The sequence below is a fragment of the Frigoribacterium sp. 2-23 genome (genome assembly GCF_049601585.1).
Lineage (GTDB): Bacteria > Actinomycetota > Actinomycetes > Actinomycetales > Microbacteriaceae > Frigoribacterium.
The window spans coordinates 2955812-2970836 of record NZ_CP187126.1; the positions used below are offsets into that span (position 1 = coordinate 2955812).

Annotated in this window: 12 protein-coding genes; 6 read left to right on the plus strand and 6 right to left on the minus strand. The window is 69.9% G+C overall.

All coding sequences use genetic code 11. From position 1 onward, the window contains the following. Positions 1–94 precede the first annotated feature (94 nt). The gene (locus tag ACPEEZ_RS13840) at positions 95–745 is read right to left on the minus strand and encodes a TrmH family RNA methyltransferase (protein WP_423920225.1); all 651 of its coding nucleotides are present in this window, start codon (positions 743–745) and stop codon (positions 95–97) included. 61 nt (positions 746–806) lie between these two features. Between ACPEEZ_RS13840 and ACPEEZ_RS13845 the strand changes: the two genes are divergently transcribed. Further along, a complete protein-coding gene (locus ACPEEZ_RS13845) occupies positions 807–1604 on the plus strand; it encodes an HAD-IIA family hydrolase (protein WP_423920228.1) in 798 nt (265 codons plus the stop codon). Positions 1605–1677: 73 nt separating this feature from the next. Here the strand turns inward: ACPEEZ_RS13845 and ACPEEZ_RS13850 are convergent, their stop codons facing one another. Then, a complete protein-coding gene (locus ACPEEZ_RS13850) occupies positions 1678–4680 on the minus strand; it encodes a hypothetical protein (protein WP_423920231.1) in 3003 nt (1000 codons plus the stop codon). On the opposite strand from ACPEEZ_RS13850, the gene ACPEEZ_RS13855 reads away from it, so the two are divergent. Then, the gene (locus tag ACPEEZ_RS13855) at positions 4681–5004 is read left to right on the plus strand and encodes a hypothetical protein (RefSeq protein WP_423920234.1); all 324 of its coding nucleotides are present in this window, start codon (positions 4681–4683) and stop codon (positions 5002–5004) included. It abuts the gene before it with no gap. Here the strand turns inward: ACPEEZ_RS13855 and pyrE are convergent. Beyond that, a complete protein-coding gene (gene pyrE / locus ACPEEZ_RS13860) occupies positions 4962–5513 on the minus strand; it encodes an orotate phosphoribosyltransferase (RefSeq protein ID WP_423920237.1) in 552 nt (183 codons plus the stop codon). The two genes, ACPEEZ_RS13855 and pyrE, sit on opposite strands and share 43 nt — an antisense overlap. Positions 5514–5596: 83 nt before the next feature. Here pyrE and ACPEEZ_RS13865 point away from each other — a divergent pair, with 83 nt between their 5' ends. After that, on the plus strand, positions 5597–6433 hold the full coding sequence (locus tag ACPEEZ_RS13865; RefSeq protein WP_423920240.1) for an exodeoxyribonuclease III: 837 nt from the start codon (positions 5597–5599) through the stop codon (positions 6431–6433). An 18-nt stretch (positions 6434–6451) separates the two neighbouring features. On the opposite strand, the gene ACPEEZ_RS13870 is transcribed toward ACPEEZ_RS13865, so the two are convergent. Next, positions 6452–7372 (minus strand): AEC family transporter, encoded by a 921-nt coding sequence (locus tag ACPEEZ_RS13870; RefSeq protein WP_423920242.1) that lies wholly within the window; start codon positions 7370–7372, stop codon positions 6452–6454. A 41-nt stretch (positions 7373–7413) separates the two neighbouring features. Between ACPEEZ_RS13870 and ACPEEZ_RS13875 the strand changes: the two genes are divergently transcribed. Both ACPEEZ_RS13875 and ACPEEZ_RS13880 read left to right on the plus strand, forming a co-directional pair. Next, complete coding sequence (locus tag ACPEEZ_RS13875) at positions 7414–8466, plus strand: threonine aldolase family protein (protein ID WP_423920245.1); 1053 nt, start codon at positions 7414–7416, stop codon at positions 8464–8466. A gap of 111 nt (positions 8467–8577) precedes the next feature. Then, positions 8578–9174, plus strand: coding sequence for a nitroreductase family protein (locus ACPEEZ_RS13880; RefSeq protein WP_423920247.1), 597 nt, complete (start codon positions 8578–8580; stop codon positions 9172–9174). 21 nt (positions 9175–9195) lie between these two features. On the opposite strand, the gene ACPEEZ_RS13885 is transcribed toward ACPEEZ_RS13880, so the two are convergent. Beyond that, on the minus strand, positions 9196–9807 hold the full coding sequence (locus ACPEEZ_RS13885) for a phosphoribosylanthranilate isomerase (RefSeq protein WP_423920249.1): 612 nt from the start codon (positions 9805–9807) through the stop codon (positions 9196–9198). 2 nt (positions 9808–9809) lie between these two features. Further along, a complete protein-coding gene (locus tag ACPEEZ_RS13890) occupies positions 9810–12002 on the minus strand; it encodes an ATP-dependent Clp protease ATP-binding subunit (protein ID WP_423920252.1) in 2193 nt (730 codons plus the stop codon). 662 nt (positions 12003–12664) lie between these two features. Here ACPEEZ_RS13890 and ACPEEZ_RS13895 point away from each other — a divergent pair. After that, the gene (locus ACPEEZ_RS13895) at positions 12665–14908 is read left to right on the plus strand and encodes a hypothetical protein (RefSeq protein ID WP_423920255.1); all 2244 of its coding nucleotides are present in this window, start codon (positions 12665–12667) and stop codon (positions 14906–14908) included. The last annotated feature ends 117 nt before the right edge of the window (positions 14909–15025 follow it).

Below are 15025 nucleotides of genomic sequence, written 5' to 3' on the forward strand. Positions count from 1 at the left end.
TTCACCCCGCCTTTCACCCCGCGGAGTCCTCCGAAGAGCGGACAGGGACGTACCATGTGCCTCGATCAGGGGGTCTTCGCGCGTGTACCCCGTATCAGTAGCGGTGCTGCATCACCCACGCGTGCATCACGACGGCGGCGGCGGCCGAGGCGTTGATGCTGCGGGTGGAGCCGTACTGCACGATCTCGACGACCGCCTCCGACGCGGCGAGCGCCTCGGGCGACAGGCCGGGGCCCTCCTGGCCGAACAGCAGGACGCAGCGCTCCGGCAGGTCGAACGTCTCGACCGGGACCGAGCCCTCGACGTTGTCGACCGCGACGACCGGGAGGCCCTGGTCGCGGGTCCACGCCACGAACGTCTCGACGTCGGGGTGGTGCAGCACGTGCTGGTAGCGGTCGGTGACCATCGCGCCGCGCTTGTTCCAGCGGCGACGGCCGATGATGTGCACCGTGTCGGCCGCGAACGCGTTGGCGCTGCGCACGATCGAGCCGATGTTCATGTCGTGCTGCCAGTTCTCGATCGCGACATGGAAGGGATGCCGGTGCTCGTCGAGGTCGGCGACGATCGCCTCCATCGACCAGTAGCGGTAGCGATCGATGACGTTGCGGGTGTCGCCGTGGGCCAGCAGCTCGCGGTCGAACCACGGCTCGGCGGGCCAGGCGGCCTCGCCGCCGGGCCACGGTCCGACGCCGTGCGTCGAGAGCTCGGGCGTCGGCGTCGCGTCGGGGGTCTCGTGGTGGGGCACCCGACCAGGGTAGGCGCTCGGAATCCGCGACCCGCGCCTCCTCGATCAGTACTGTGGCCCCATGGGTAATCGTGACGACGTCGAATGCTGGTTGACCGACATGGACGGCGTGCTCGTGCACGAGAACGCGGCGCTGCCGGGGGCCGCCGAGCTGATCCAGCAGTGGACCGACGAGGGCACCCCGTTTCTCGTGCTCACGAACAACTCGATCTTCACGCCGCGTGACCTGAGCGCCCGACTGCGGGCGTCGGGGCTCGATGTGCCCGAGGAGCGCATCTGGACCTCCGCGCTCGCGACCGCCGACTTCTGCCGCTCGCAGATGCCGGGCGGCAGCGCGTTCGTGATCGGCGAGGCCGGCATGACGACGGCCCTGCACGAGGCCGGGTTCATCATGACCGAGTCGAACCCCGACTACGTGGTCGTCGGCGAGACACGCAACTACTCGTTCGAGGCGATCACGAAGGCCGTGCGGCTCATCCGCGGCGGGGCACGCTTCATCGTGACGAACCCCGACGCGACGGGCCCGAGCGCCGAGGGCGTGCTGCCCGCGACCGGCGCGATCGCCGCGATGATCGAGACCGCGACCGGCAAGAAGCCCTACGTGGTCGGCAAGCCGAACCCGATGATGTTCCGCTCGGCGATGAACCGCATCGGAGCGCACAGCGAGAACACCGCGATGATCGGCGACCGCATGGACACCGACATCATGGCGGGCATCGAGGCGGGGCTGCACACGATCCTCGTGATGACCGGCATCAGCGACCAGGCCGAGATCGATCGGTACCCGTTCCGGCCGAACGAGACGCTGTCGGGCGTGCACGAGCTCGTGCGGGCGCAGCCGGTCGAGAGCGAGCTGTAGGAGGCGCGGGCTGGGTCGAGCGGGCCGGCCAGCCGGCCGGCCGGCCAGCCGGCCGGCCAGACGGTGAGGCTCGTCAGCCGGCGGCGGGAGCGAGGCTGCTCGTGAGCGGCTGCCCGCTCGAGCGGCTCACGAAGCAGTAGTACGTGCGGTCGCCGGTGGCCCACTGGTCGGCCGTGGCGGGGTAGCTGCCCGCGAACTGGATGTCGGAGTACGCCGCCGCGGCGCCGCGGTCGAGGGCGGTCGTCGCCGAGCAGAGGGCGTTCATCTCGCCCTGGAGGGAGTCGGCACCCGGGTAGGCGCCGCCGGCATCGCCCGGCAGGCTGCCCTTGAACGCGAGCTGGGCCGGGTGCGCGGCGGCGCAGTCGACGACGTCGTACTGCTTCTGCCACGCGTTCTCGTAGGAGGAGAAGCACTCGCCGCCCTGCAGGTCCTGCCACGGGTGCACGCCGGCCGCGAGCGGTCCTGCCGCCGCCGCTGCCGATTCGGCTGCGGCCTCGGCGGCTGCAGCCTCGTCCGCGGTGGGAGGCGCCGCCGTGACCGTCGTCGCGGCTCCCGTCGTGGGTGCCGACACGGGAGGGAGTCCGTCGTTCGAGAACAGGCTCCGACTGAGGAAGAACAGCGCGACGAGCGCCAACACGATGACGAGCCCGGCGCCGACCCCGAGCAGGACCTTGCGACTGAGCGGCCACTCGGCGATACCCGTGTTCGGGGCGCTGCGAATGGTGTGCGTCGGACCGGTGACGCTCGTGTCGCTGGTGCCGGTGCCGGTGCCGCGCGGTGCCGCGGTCGCTGCTGCCGAGGTGTCCGCGGCCGCGAGGATGCCCGGAAGAGCCTGGGTCGCGGCGCTCAGCGGAGCGGTCGGGGCAGCCTCCCCCGCACTCGGCGATGCCGCCGCACTCACCGGAGCGGCGAACACCGCCGTCGGCGCGTCCCCCCGGAGCTCATCCGCATCGAGATCATCGGGATCGACGTCTTCGGGGTCGACGCCGTCGGGATCGACGTCGGCGTCATGCGAAGCCGAGTCGTCGCGCTCCGAACCGTCAGCCTCGAGGCCGTTGCTCTCGTCGAGGCCGTTGCTCTCGTCGAGGTCGTCAATCCCGTCGAGGTCGTCGTCGTCCTCGACCGCACCGGTCGCGTCGTTGTCGCCGCGCTCGCTCGCCGCGCCGTCGGCATCGAGAACGTCGTCGGCATCAGAAACGTCGTCGGCATCGGGAACGCCGGCCGGCCCAGTCGCCGCATCCGGCTCCGTCGGGAGGACGTCTTCGCCCTCCGGCTCCTGTGGTTCAGACCGCAGAACCGACGCCCGCGTAACGATGTCTCCACTCTCGGGCTCCTGTGGTTCAGACCGCAGAACCGACTCCCCCGGAACGACGTCTCCACTCTCGGGCTCCTGTGGTTCAGACCGCAGAACCGACTCCCCCGCAGCCGCAGCACCCGCACCCGCACCCGCAGCAGCAGCAGCAGCAGCAGCAGCAGCCGCTTCCTGAGCACGACGCCGCAGAAGCGAAGCCAGTATCCCCTCGTCGCCGTCGAACTCCTGCAGTCCCGGAGCCCGGTCACCGCCCGCGACCCCGCTCCCCTCAACCGCCTCCTGCGGTTCGGATCGCAGAACGTCCTCTCCGGACGCCTCACCTCCCTCGGGCTCCTGCGGTTCAGAGCGCAGCGTGTCCTCACCAAATTCCTCAGCACCGGAGGGCTCCTGCGGTTCGAACCGCAGAGCGTCCTCACCAGACGCCTCGCCTCCCTCGGGCTCCTGCGGTTCAGACCGCAGGAGGCTTTCCGGGAAAGGGTCTTCCGGACGCAGGGGCGAGGCCGGCTCGGGGCGGAACGGCTCGTCGGGCTCGGATCGCACGACGCCGATCAATTCGGTGAAGGTCGGCTCGGGGCGGTCTGTCCCGGCGCTTTCTTCGTGGTCGCGGGGCGCGGCCGGTACGAATCCCGGGCCGCTGGGCGCGAACGGCCAGCCTCCGGACGCCCCAGGAAGCGGCGCGGCTACCGGCTGTACGTCGACATCCGGTCTGGTCGCTCCATCGGACGTGTGGCCAGCGTCCGCCGCTCGCGTCTCGTCGGGTTCGGTCGTCACCTCGGGTTCGGTCGACGCCTCAGGCTCGGTCGACGCCTCAGGCTCGGTCGACGCCTCAGGCTCGGGCGACGCCTCAGGCTCGGGCGCGACCGCAGGCACCGGCTCCGGCGAAGGGCCCGCCGCGAGACCCGCAACGCCGGCCGCGGCAGCAGCCTGCTCCGCGAGACGGCGCTCGCGACGGGTCATCTCGCGATGCTCCTCGACCCACCAGGGGTCCGACGGTCCCGCCGGGGCCGCGTCGGTCGGAGGACCCGGCTCGGGCTGGGGCTCAACATCAGGCTCCGGCTCCGCAGCGGGGGCCGGCTCCGCAGCAGGGGCCGGCTCCGCAGCAGGGGCCGGCTCCGCAGCAGGGGCGGGCTCCGCCGCGGGCTCAGACTCGGACGGCGCAGCAACGTCGCCCACCGGCGCAGCAGCAGGATCGGTGGGCTCACCCGCAGCGGCGACCGCCTCGAACGCGCGCGTCTCGGTATCGAGGCCGGCGTCATCGTCGACCCGCGCCTCCTCGGACTCACCAGCAGGAGCGACCGCCTCGAACGCGCGCGTCTCGGTATCGAGGCCGGCGTCGTCGTCGAGCCGCGCCTCCGGAGCGTCGTCGCTGTCCGACTCCGACGCGTCGGCGACGGACGGGGGCGTGAAGAGGGCGGTGAACGGGCTCGCTCCGTCGACGACGGGCGGCGGCGAATCCGGGGTGCGCGGCGGGGATGCAGGAGCACCGGGCGCGGCGATCAAATCGGTGAACGACGGGGGCTCGTCGGCTGCCGGCTCGGACTCGGCCGGAGCAGAGGGGTCGGTTTCGACCGGGGCGGGTTCGGGTGTGCTCCCGGCTAGCGCCGAGAGATCCAGGGCGAGCGGATGACCCGAAGCGCGGGGCGGCGGCACGTCCCCGGTCGGCGCATCGGGCACGACGACGGGCGACGACTCGGGCGATGCCCCCGGCTCGGCAGCAGGCTCCGGCTCCGTATCCGGCTCCGGCCGTGCGGCCGGTTCAGGCACGTGCTCCGGCACGACCCGCGTCACGGGCAAGGCACGCGTCGGCGCATCCGCGCCCGACTCGGACCCGCCGCCCGCGCCAGCGCCGCTCGCGCCAGCGCCGCCTGCGCCAGCGCCGCCCGCGCCAGCGCCGCCCGCGCCAGCGCCGTCAGCGCCAGCGCCGTCTGCGCCAGCGCCAGCGTCTCCATCGCGATCGCCGGCGTCGTCCCCGTCGTCGAACTGCGACGCGAGCCAGTCGCTCGCGTCGGGCTCGGCGTCGTGGTCGTCCGGCCGACGATCGTCGCTCACGGCTTCAACCCGAGATCGTCGAGCGAGATCGCTGCGTAATAGGGGTATCCCGCGGCCTCGATGACCTCGCGGGCGCCGGTCGAGCGGTCGACGACCACGGCGACGGCCGCGATCTCCGCGCCGACCTTGAGCAGCGCCTCCACTGCGGCCAAGGGCGATCCGCCCGTCGTGGACGTGTCCTCGAGCACGATGACGCGCTTGCCCTCGAGGTCGGGGCCCTCGACCTGCTTGCCCCGGCCGTGATCCTTCGGCTCCTTGCGGACGACGAAGGCGTCGTACGTCTCTCCGCGTGCGGCGCCCTGGTGCAGCACCGCCGAGGCGATCGGGTCGGCGCCCATCGTCAGGCCTCCGACGGCGAACACGTCGGGCACGTCCTTGATCAGGTCGACCATGACCTGCCCGATCAGCGGTGCGACGCGGTGGTCGAGGCTCACCTTGCGCAGATCGATGTAATAGCTCGCCTTCTTCCCGCTCGTGAGCGTGAAGTCGCCGTGGAAGACGGCCTCGGCGCTGATGAAGTCGATGAGCTGCGTGCGTGCGTCGGTCACGGCGACCATCGTACCCACGGTCCCCGAGCGGCGGCGGGCCGCTACCCGGGCGGCGGCAGGCTCGACCTCGGTAGCGTGGACCCATGCGTGTCGCCACCTGGAACGTCAACTCCATCCGTGCCCGTTCGGGTCGCGTCGTCGACTGGCTCGTCCGCGAGGACGTCGACGTCGTCGGCATGCAGGAGATCAAGTGCAAGCCGGAGCAGTTCCCGTACGACGCGTTCCGCGACGCCGGCTACGAGGTCGAGCTGCACGGCCTCAGCCAGTGGAACGGCGTCGCCTTCGCCAGCCGCCTCCCGATGGAGGACGTCGAGATCACGTTCCCGACGCAGCCCGGCTTCGCCAAGGGCATCGAGAGCGCGGACGCCCCCAAGGAGGCACGGGCCATCGGCGTCACCGTCGAAGGTGTCCGCTTGTGGAGCCTCTACGTCCCCAACGGTCGTGAGCTCGCCGATCCGCATTACACGTACAAGCTCGACTGGCTCGCCAAGCTCGCTGCCGAGACGCGCACGTGGCTGGAGGAGAAGCCCGACCAGCCGCTCGCCCTGATGGGCGACTGGAACGTCGCCCCGCTCGACACCGACGTCTGGGACATGTCGGTCTTCGAGGGCCACACGCACGTCAGCGCCCCCGAGCGCGACGCGTTCGCCGAGTTCGAGCGGGTCGGGCTGCAGGACGTCGTGCGTCCGCGCATCCCCGAGGGCTACACGTACTGGGACTACAAGCAGCTGCGGTTCCCGAAGAACGAGGGCATGCGCATCGACTTCATCCTCGGCTCGCAGCCGTTCGCCGACCTCGTCACGAGCGCGCGCATCGATCGGAACGAGCGCAAGGGCGACGCGCCGAGCGACCACGTGCCGGTGGTCGTCGACCTCGACCTCGAGACCGAGCTCGACGACGACCGCCCGATGATCTTCTGACGCGAGCGGCCGACCCCGTCACGCCAGCAGCGCCGCCACGACCACGAGCACCGGGATCGACAGCACCGTCGTCACCAGCACCGTGTCCCGCGCGACGACGACCCCCGTCGCGTACCGCTGCGCGTAGTTGAACACGTTCTGCGCGCTCGGCAGGCCGGCCAGCACGACGGCGACGAACAGTTCCTGCCGGTCGAAGTGGAAGACGAGCGCGCCGAGCAACCACGCGACGACGGGCATCACGACGAGCTTGAGCGTGGTCGCGAGTGCCACGTCGATGCGGTGCGTCCCGGCCTGCAACGGCCGCGATCCCGACAGCGACATGCCGAACGAGATCAGCACGACGGGCACGGCGGCCGCCCCGATCAGCGAGAACGGTTCGAGCACCGGCGCCGGCAGCTGCAGCCCGGTCACCGCCACGACGACGCCGAGCATCGAGCCGATCAGCAGCGGGTTCGTCAGCGGCCGCGTGACGGTGCGCCAGAACGAGCCGCCGCGGTTCGTGCTCGTGTCGAGCACGGTGAGCACGATCGGCGTGACGATCAGCAGCTGGAAGAGCAGCACCGGAGCCACGAACGTCGCGCTGCCGAGCACGTACGTCGCGACCGGCAGCCCGATGTTGTTCGCATTGACGTAGGCGCCGCCCATCGTGCCGATCGCGGTCTCGGCGGCCGTCCGCTTGAGCACGAAGCGCAACACGACGATCGAGATGACACCGGCCGCGAGCGACGCGGCCGCCGACACCACGAGGAGGCGCGAGAACAGCACGTGGACGTCGGCCTGCGAGATCGTCACGAACAGCAGGCAGGGGGTCAGCACGAAGAACACGAGCTTCGACAGCACCGTGTGCCCGTGCGGGCCGAGCAGGTCGATGCGTCCGACGACGTAGCCGACGGCGATCACCACCGCGATGATCCCGAATCCGATCAGCACTCCGCCCATCGCTCCATCCTGTCCTACAGGCGTGGTCCAAGATGGACGACGTGACCACGTTGCACGATGCCGCCGCCCACACGTTCGCCAGCGACAACTACGCGGGAGCCCATCCGGCCGTCATCCAGGCCCTGGCCGACGCGAACGGCGGGCACGTCGCCTCCTACGGTGCCGACCCCTACACCCGGCGCTTTTCCGAACTCGTCGAGCAGCACTTCGGAGCCGGTGCCACCGTCCACCCTGTGTTGACGGGCACCGGGGCGAACGTCGTCGCGCTCCAGTCGCTGATCCCCCGCTGGGGCGCGGTGATCTGCGCCTCCTCGGCTCATATCTATACGGACGAAGGAGGCGCGCCCGAGCGGCTGGGCGGCCTCAAGCTCCTCACCGTCCCGACGCCCGACGGAAAGCTGACGCCCGAGCTGGTCGCCCTGCAGGCGTACGGCTGGGGCGATCAGCAGCGACCGCAGCCGCTGGCCGTCTCGATCACCGAGAGCACCGAGCTCGGCACGGTCTACACGGCCGACGAGATCCGGGCCCTGGCCGATCAGGCGCACGCGCACGGCATGGTGCTGCACGTCGACGGCGCGCGCATCTTCAACGCGGCTGCGTCGACCGGGGCGAGCCTCGGCGACCTGATCCGCGCGACGGGCGTCGACTCGATGTCGTTCGGCGGCACGAAGAACGGCCTCGTGCTCGGCGAGTCGGTCGTCGCGCTGACGCCGCGCGCCGCCGAGGGCCTGACGTACATCCGCAAGATGGATGCGCAGCTCGCGTCGAAGATGCGCTTCGTCTCGGCGCAGTTCGTCGCCCTGCTCGAGGGCGACCTCTGGCTCGAGAGCGCGACGCACGCCAATGCCATGGCGACCCGGCTCGCGGGGGCCCTGTCGCGCCTCCCCGGGGTCACCGTCACGCAGCGGGTCGAGGCGAACGGCGTCTTCGTGGTGCTGCCGCTGCCGATCGTCGAGCAGATCCGGGCCGTGCACCACTTCTACGACTGGAACCGGGCGACCGGCGAGGTGCGGCTGATGTGCTCGTTCGACACGACCGCGGCGCACGTCGACGCACTCGTGGCCGACGTCGCGGCGGCGATCGCGGCGCTCTGAGGTCGGTGCACGGTGTGCACGGAATACGTGTACGTACGCATGGTTTAGTTCGGAGTGGCCCGACGACGCGCCTCCCCCACCTGATCTCTGGACATCCGAAAGAAGGCCGTCATGACCTCGACCACCGCCGACAGCACCGTCCGCACCTCCGACACGAGCGTCCCGCTCGTGCCCCTGCTCGACGAGCGCTGGAGCCCCCGCTCGTACGACGCGACCGCCACGATCTCGGACGACCAGCTCGCCGCCCTGCTCGAGGCCGCCCGCTGGGCGCCGTCGGCTCGCAACTCGCAGCCCCGACGCTTCATCGTCGGCCGCCGCGGCACGGCGACGTTCGACACGATCCACGCCGCACTGCTCGGCTTCAACTCGGTGTGGGCCGGCAACGCGTCGGCGCTCGTCGTGGCCGTCGCCGAGATCACGACGGCCGACGGCGACGCCATCGCGACCGCCGAGTACGACCTGGGCCAGTCCGTCGCGCACCTGAGCGTGCAGGCTCACGCCGAGGGTCTGCACACGCACCAGATGGGTGGCGTCGACTGGGACGCGATCGTCGCCGCGTTCGAGCTGCCCGCGAACCTGAAGCCGGTCACCGTCACGGCCGTCGGCACGGTGGCCCCGGCGACGGAACTCGCCGAAGAGCTGGCCGAGCGCGAGGTCGCCCCGCGGTCTCGGCTGTCGCTCGACGAGCTGGTACTCGTCAGCGAGTAGCCCTAGCGTCTGACCGACGGCTCAGACCGCCCGGGCGGCCGCGACGAATTCGCGGATCAACGCCGGCGACTTGCGTCCCCGCGACTCCTCCACACCGCTCGACACGTCCACCCCCGTCGGGCCCAGAGCCGCGACGAGCCGGGCGACGTTGTCGGGCCGCAGGCCGCCGGCGAGTATCCAGTCGCCCGCGGGGGCCGCCCCGACGAGCCCGGTCGCATCGAACGTGGCGCCGGCACCGGGGTCGGGGGCGTCGAGAAGGAGGCGGTGGTCGCCGAACGCACCCCGTGCCTCCTCGTCTTCGGACAGCCAGGTGTCGGCGGCCAGCGCGCGGATCACGCGGAGCCCCGCCGCGCGAGCCGCCTCGGCGTCGGCCGGCGGCTCGTCGCCGTGCAGCTGGATCGTGCCCACCCCGGAGGCACGGGCCACCGCGAGCACCGTGCCGATCGGCTGCCCCCGGAACACCCCCACGGTCTCGACGCCCTCCGGCACCCGCTCCGCGAGTCGTCGCGCCGTGTCGACGCTCACCTCGCGCGGACTGCCCGGCGCGAACACGAACCCGATGGCGTCGGCGCCCGCCTCGACGGCGGTGTCGACGTCGACATCGGTCGCGAGGCCGCAGATCTTGACCCACATCGCTAGTCGACCAGGTCGTCGAGCTCGTCGGCCGTCGGCGCGGCGTCCCCGGCCGACACCACCGTGAGGCCGTCGCCACCGCGATCGACGTCGACCCGCACGATGTCGCCGTCGCGGATCTCGCCGCCGAGCAGGGCCATCGCGAGCTTGTCGTCGATCTGGCGCTGCATGAGACGCCGCAGCGGGCGCGCACCGTAGATCGGGTCGTAGCCGCGTTCGGCGAGCCACGCCCGCGCATCCGGCGTGACCGCGAGCTCGAGCCGACGATCGGCGAGACGGCGGGCGAGACGATCGACGTAGATCGAGACGATCTGGCCGAGGTCGTCGGCGGTCAGCGTCGAGAACACGACGATGTCGTCGAGGCGGTTGACGAACTCGGGCTTGAAGGCCTGCCGCACGAGCCCCTGCACGAGTTCGTCCTTCTGCGGGTCGGTCAGGGTCGGGTCGGTGATGACCTGCGAGCCGAGGTTCGACGTGAGCACCATGATCGTGTTGCGGAAGTCGACCGTCCGCCCCTGGCCGTCGGTGAGGCGCCCGTCGTCGAGCACCTGCAGCAGCACGTCGAAGACCTCCGGGTGGGCCTTCTCGACCTCGTCCATCAGCACGACGCTGTACGGGCGTCGCCGGACCGCCTCGGTCAGCTGACCGCCGGCCTCGTAGCCGACGTAGCCGGGAGGGGCTCCCACCAGCCGCGCGACGCTGTGCTTCTCGCCGTACTCGCTCATGTCGATGCGGACGAGCGCCTTCTCGTCGTCGAACAGGAAGTCGGCGAGGGCCTTCGCGAGCTCCGTCTTGCCGACGCCGGTCGGTCCGAGGAAGAGGAACGACCCGGTCGGCCGGTCGGGGTCGCTGACACCGGCGCGGGTCCGCCGCACGGCCTCGCTGACCGCCTGCACCGCGGCGCGCTGACCGATGATGCGACGGCCGAGCTCGCTCTCGAGGTGCAGCAGCTTCTCGGTCTCACCGCTGAGCAGGCGCCCGACGGGGATGCCCGTCCAGGCGGCGACGACCTCGGCGATGTCGGAGTCCGTGACGGAGTCGTTGACGAGTCTGTCCTCCGACTTCTCGAATGCCTCCGCCTCGGCCAGGCGCCGCTCGATGTCGGGTATCCGCTCGTAGCTGATGCGCGCCGCGTCCTCGTAGCGCCCCTCGCGTAGGGCGCGGTCGGCGTCGATCCGTGCCTCGTTGAGGTCGCTCCGGAGCGTGCCGACCCCTTGCAGGGCCGCCTTCTCGGCCTGCCAGCGCGCGTTCAATTCGTCGTAACGGGCCTGCTGCTCGCCGATCTGCTCGCGCAGGGTGGCGAGTCGCGCCTTCGACGCGTCGTCCTTCTCCTTCTTCAGCGCGAGCTCCTCCACCTGGAGGCGCACCAGGCCCCGGTAGAGCTGGTCGAGCTCGACCGGCGACGAGTCGATCTCCATCTTGAGGCGGCTTCCTGCCTCGTCGACGAGATCGATCGCCTTGTCGGGCAGTTGACGACCGCTGATGTAACGATTGGACAAGGAGGCGGCGGCCACGAGGGCGCTGTCGGCGATCGTCACCCCGTGGTGCGCCTCGTACCTCTCTTTGAGGCCGCGGAGGATCGCGACGGTGTCCTCGACGCTCGGCTCACCTACGTACACCTGCTGGAAGCGCCGCTCGAGGGCGGCGTCCTTCTCGATGTACTGCCGATACTCGTCGAGCGTCGTGGCGCCGATCAGCCGCAGCTCGCCGCGGGCGAGCATCGGCTTGAGCATGTTGGAGGCGGCGACCGAGCCCTCGCCTCCGCCCGCGCCCATGAGGGTGTGCAGCTCGTCGATGAACGTGATCACCTCGCCGTCGCTGTCGGTGATCTCTTTCAGCACCGCCTTGAGACGCTCCTCGAACTCGCCGCGATATTTCGCACCGGCGACGAGCGCGGCCAGATCGAGGCTGATCAGGCGCTTGTCTCTGAGACTGTCCGCGACGTCGCCGGCGACGATGCGTTGCGCGAGCCCCTCGACGACGGCCGTCTTCCCGACGCCGGGCTCGCCGATCAGCACAGGGTTGTTCTTCGTTCGGCGGGTGAGCACCTGGCTGACGCGTCGGATCTCGGCGTCGCGCCCGATGACCGGGTCGAGTTTGCCGCTGCGGGCGACCGCCGTGAGGTCGACACCGTATTGGTCGAGGGCCGACTTCTGTTTCTCGTCGGACGCGGGCGCACCTTGCATGTTCGCCATGATCGAGAACCTCTTTCACGAAGTTGAGCTATCTGCGCTCAAGTTTAGTACCCGATGCCACTATGACGCCACGGTGTTGTTTCTTTGTTGACATGTTGTATATCGGTACCGCATACTGAATGAGCCGAGCTGGCCGACGCCTACGACGCGCACCTCTGGCCCGGCACAACCCTCCTCCACCAGAAAGAGAATCCGTGAAGAACTCAACCCTCAGCAAGGGTGCCCTCACCCTGCTGGCCGCGGTCACCGTGGCCACGACCCTCGGCGCGGGGCTGCCGGCGACTGCCACACCTACCGGCAACCCGACCCCCGCCACCTCGGCAACGGAGCCCGGCGCAGCTTTCCAGGCGTCGTCCAAGCAGATGCCCTCGAGCTTCGGGTGGCTCGCTCAGCTCGATGCCACGACATTTGTGGCCGGCGACGCCCCCTACGTTTCCAAATTCACCACCGAGGCCGAGGCACGCCGTTGGGCCAAGCCCGTTCGGGTCCAGAACAACGCTGATGGAACCATGAGCCTCAAAACCACTGACGGACGCAATTTGATTTATGTGCCGAACCTCTACCCCAACTTGCTCACCGTCTCCGACATCGACGACTCGAGATCGCGCTGGACAAGGTCAGCCGATGGGCGCTTCAGCACTGTCGCAAATCCGGATGTCTGGATGACAGGCGTCGTAGCCTACAACCGCGAATTGTTCATCGGAATGGGCACGGGTACGCCCATCAAGTTCCTCGAGCTCGACGACACCGGTGGCGGCTCCGTCCCCTCGGACATGACCGCATCGGTCTTCTACGTCATGCACGACAGCCGGAAGGCCATCGTCACGGGCACCGCCAAGCCCGGTGCGGCGATCCGCGGTCAGGGCGTCGATGTCGTGGCCGACGCGAACGGCAAGTGGAGCGCGCAGGTCTCCGACCTGAAGTACGGCGCGAACACGGTGTCTCTCGCGTCGTATGACCCGTCGACGGGTGCCAAGATCGCGTCCACCGAGGTCACCGTCACCATCACCGGCAACGGCATGGTCGCATCGGTTTTCCAGGTCCTCCCGGAGTCCGGTAGGGCGATCATCGGCGGTAACGCCAAGGCCGGGGCCGAGGTCAAGAGCGGCTCCGCTCACACGACCGCCAGCGGCAACGGCGACTGGACCCTCGAGGTGAGCGGCCTGAAGATGGGGTCGAACAAGGTGACCCTGACGTCGCACGACGCCAAGACGGGTACCCAGCTCAGCTCGGCCGACGTCACGGTGGACCTCGACGTCGCGCCCCTGACGGCGGCCGCCACGTTCGGTGAGACGGTCACCGAGGGTGCCACGTTCGCCGGCGTCGCCCAGCCCGGCGCGACCGTGACCATCACCGGCCCCGAGGGCGTCCGTGCCACGACCGTTGCCGACGGCTCCGGTCGGTACAGCGTCCGGGTCGACGGCCCGGGCAAGCCCGGCCAGATCGATTTCACGGTCACGCAGACCTTCTCCGGGCAGACGTCGGCCCCCGTGTCGGTCTCACTCGACTACGGTCGCGCGGTCGCGATCGAGGGGCCGGCCGACGGCTCCGATGTCGCCGGCGGCGACCTCGATGTTCACGGCGCCGGACTGACCGGCAGCACGGTCCGCCTGCTCGACAACGGCGAGCCCGTTGCGACGGGCACCGTCACGAACGGCCAGTACACCCTCACCGCGTCAGGCCTCGACCGTGCCGAGCACGTCCTCACCGTCGAACAGACCGGACGCGGCAACAACGTCACCACCGCCACGGTGACGGTCAACCCGGGCAAGACGGGCTCGGTCGAACAGCCTCTCGAGGTCACCTCACCCCGTATCGAAGACGGCTACGTCTCGGGCGAGGCCACGACCTTCACCGGCAAGGCCAGCGCCAACTCGACCATCACGGTCACGAACAAGTGGGGCACGAGCCTCGGTGGCCACGTGACGGCCGACGCCGACGGCAACTGGTCGTTCACCCGCGTCATGACCGGCACCTCGACCTACAACATTCTGTTCACCGAGGTCACGACCAGTGGCATGTCGAACACCGTGGAGTTCTTCGGCTTCGCTGCCAAGCCTGCGGCCGTGAAGACGTTCCAGGTCACCAGCCCCCGGGTCTCCGACGGCTACGTCTCCGGCGAGAAGACCACCTTCACCGGCAAGGCGAGCGCCGGCTCGACCATCACGGTCACGAACAAGTGGGGCACGAGCCTCGGTGGCGACGTGAAGGCCAACGCGAAGGGCGACTGGTCGTTCACCCGCGTCATGAGCGGCACCTCGACCTACAACATCGTGTTCACCGAGAAGACGATCACGGGCGCGACGAACACCGTCGACTTCTTCGGCTTCGCCGCCAAGCCTGCGACCGTGAAGACGTTCCAGGTCACCAGCCCCCAGGTCTCCGACGGCTACGTCTCCGGCGAGAAGACCACCTTCACCGGCAAGGCCAGTGCCGGCTCGACCATCACGATCACGAACAAGTGGGGCACGAGCCTCGGTCGTGACGTCAAGGCCAACGCGAAGGGCGACTGGTCGTTCACCCGCGTCATGACCGGCACCTCGACCTACAACATCCTGTTCGCCGAGAAGACGATCACGGGCGCGACGAACACCGTCGAGTTCTTCGGCTTCGCCGCCAAGCCCGCGACCATGAAGCCGTTCCAGGTCACCAGCCCCCAGGTCTCCGACGGCTACGTCTCGGGTAAGGCCACGACCTTCACCGGGAAGTCGGCCCCCCACGCCACCATCAGCGTCACCAACAAGTGGGGCACGAGCCTCGGTGGCGACGTGAAGGCCGACGCGAAGGGCGACTGGTCGTTCACCCGCGTCATGACCGGCACCTCGACCTACAACATCGTGTTCACCGAGACACACAACGGAACGGAGACGGCTCTCGAGTTCTTCGGTTTCGCTCCCCAGAAATAGGCACACCTCGCACCATCCGACGGCCCCCTCGCATCCTGCGATGGGGCCGTCGGCCGTTTCGTCTTTCCGTGGCGCAGCTCGAGTTACGAATCATCACGCCCCTTGACATCTAAAATA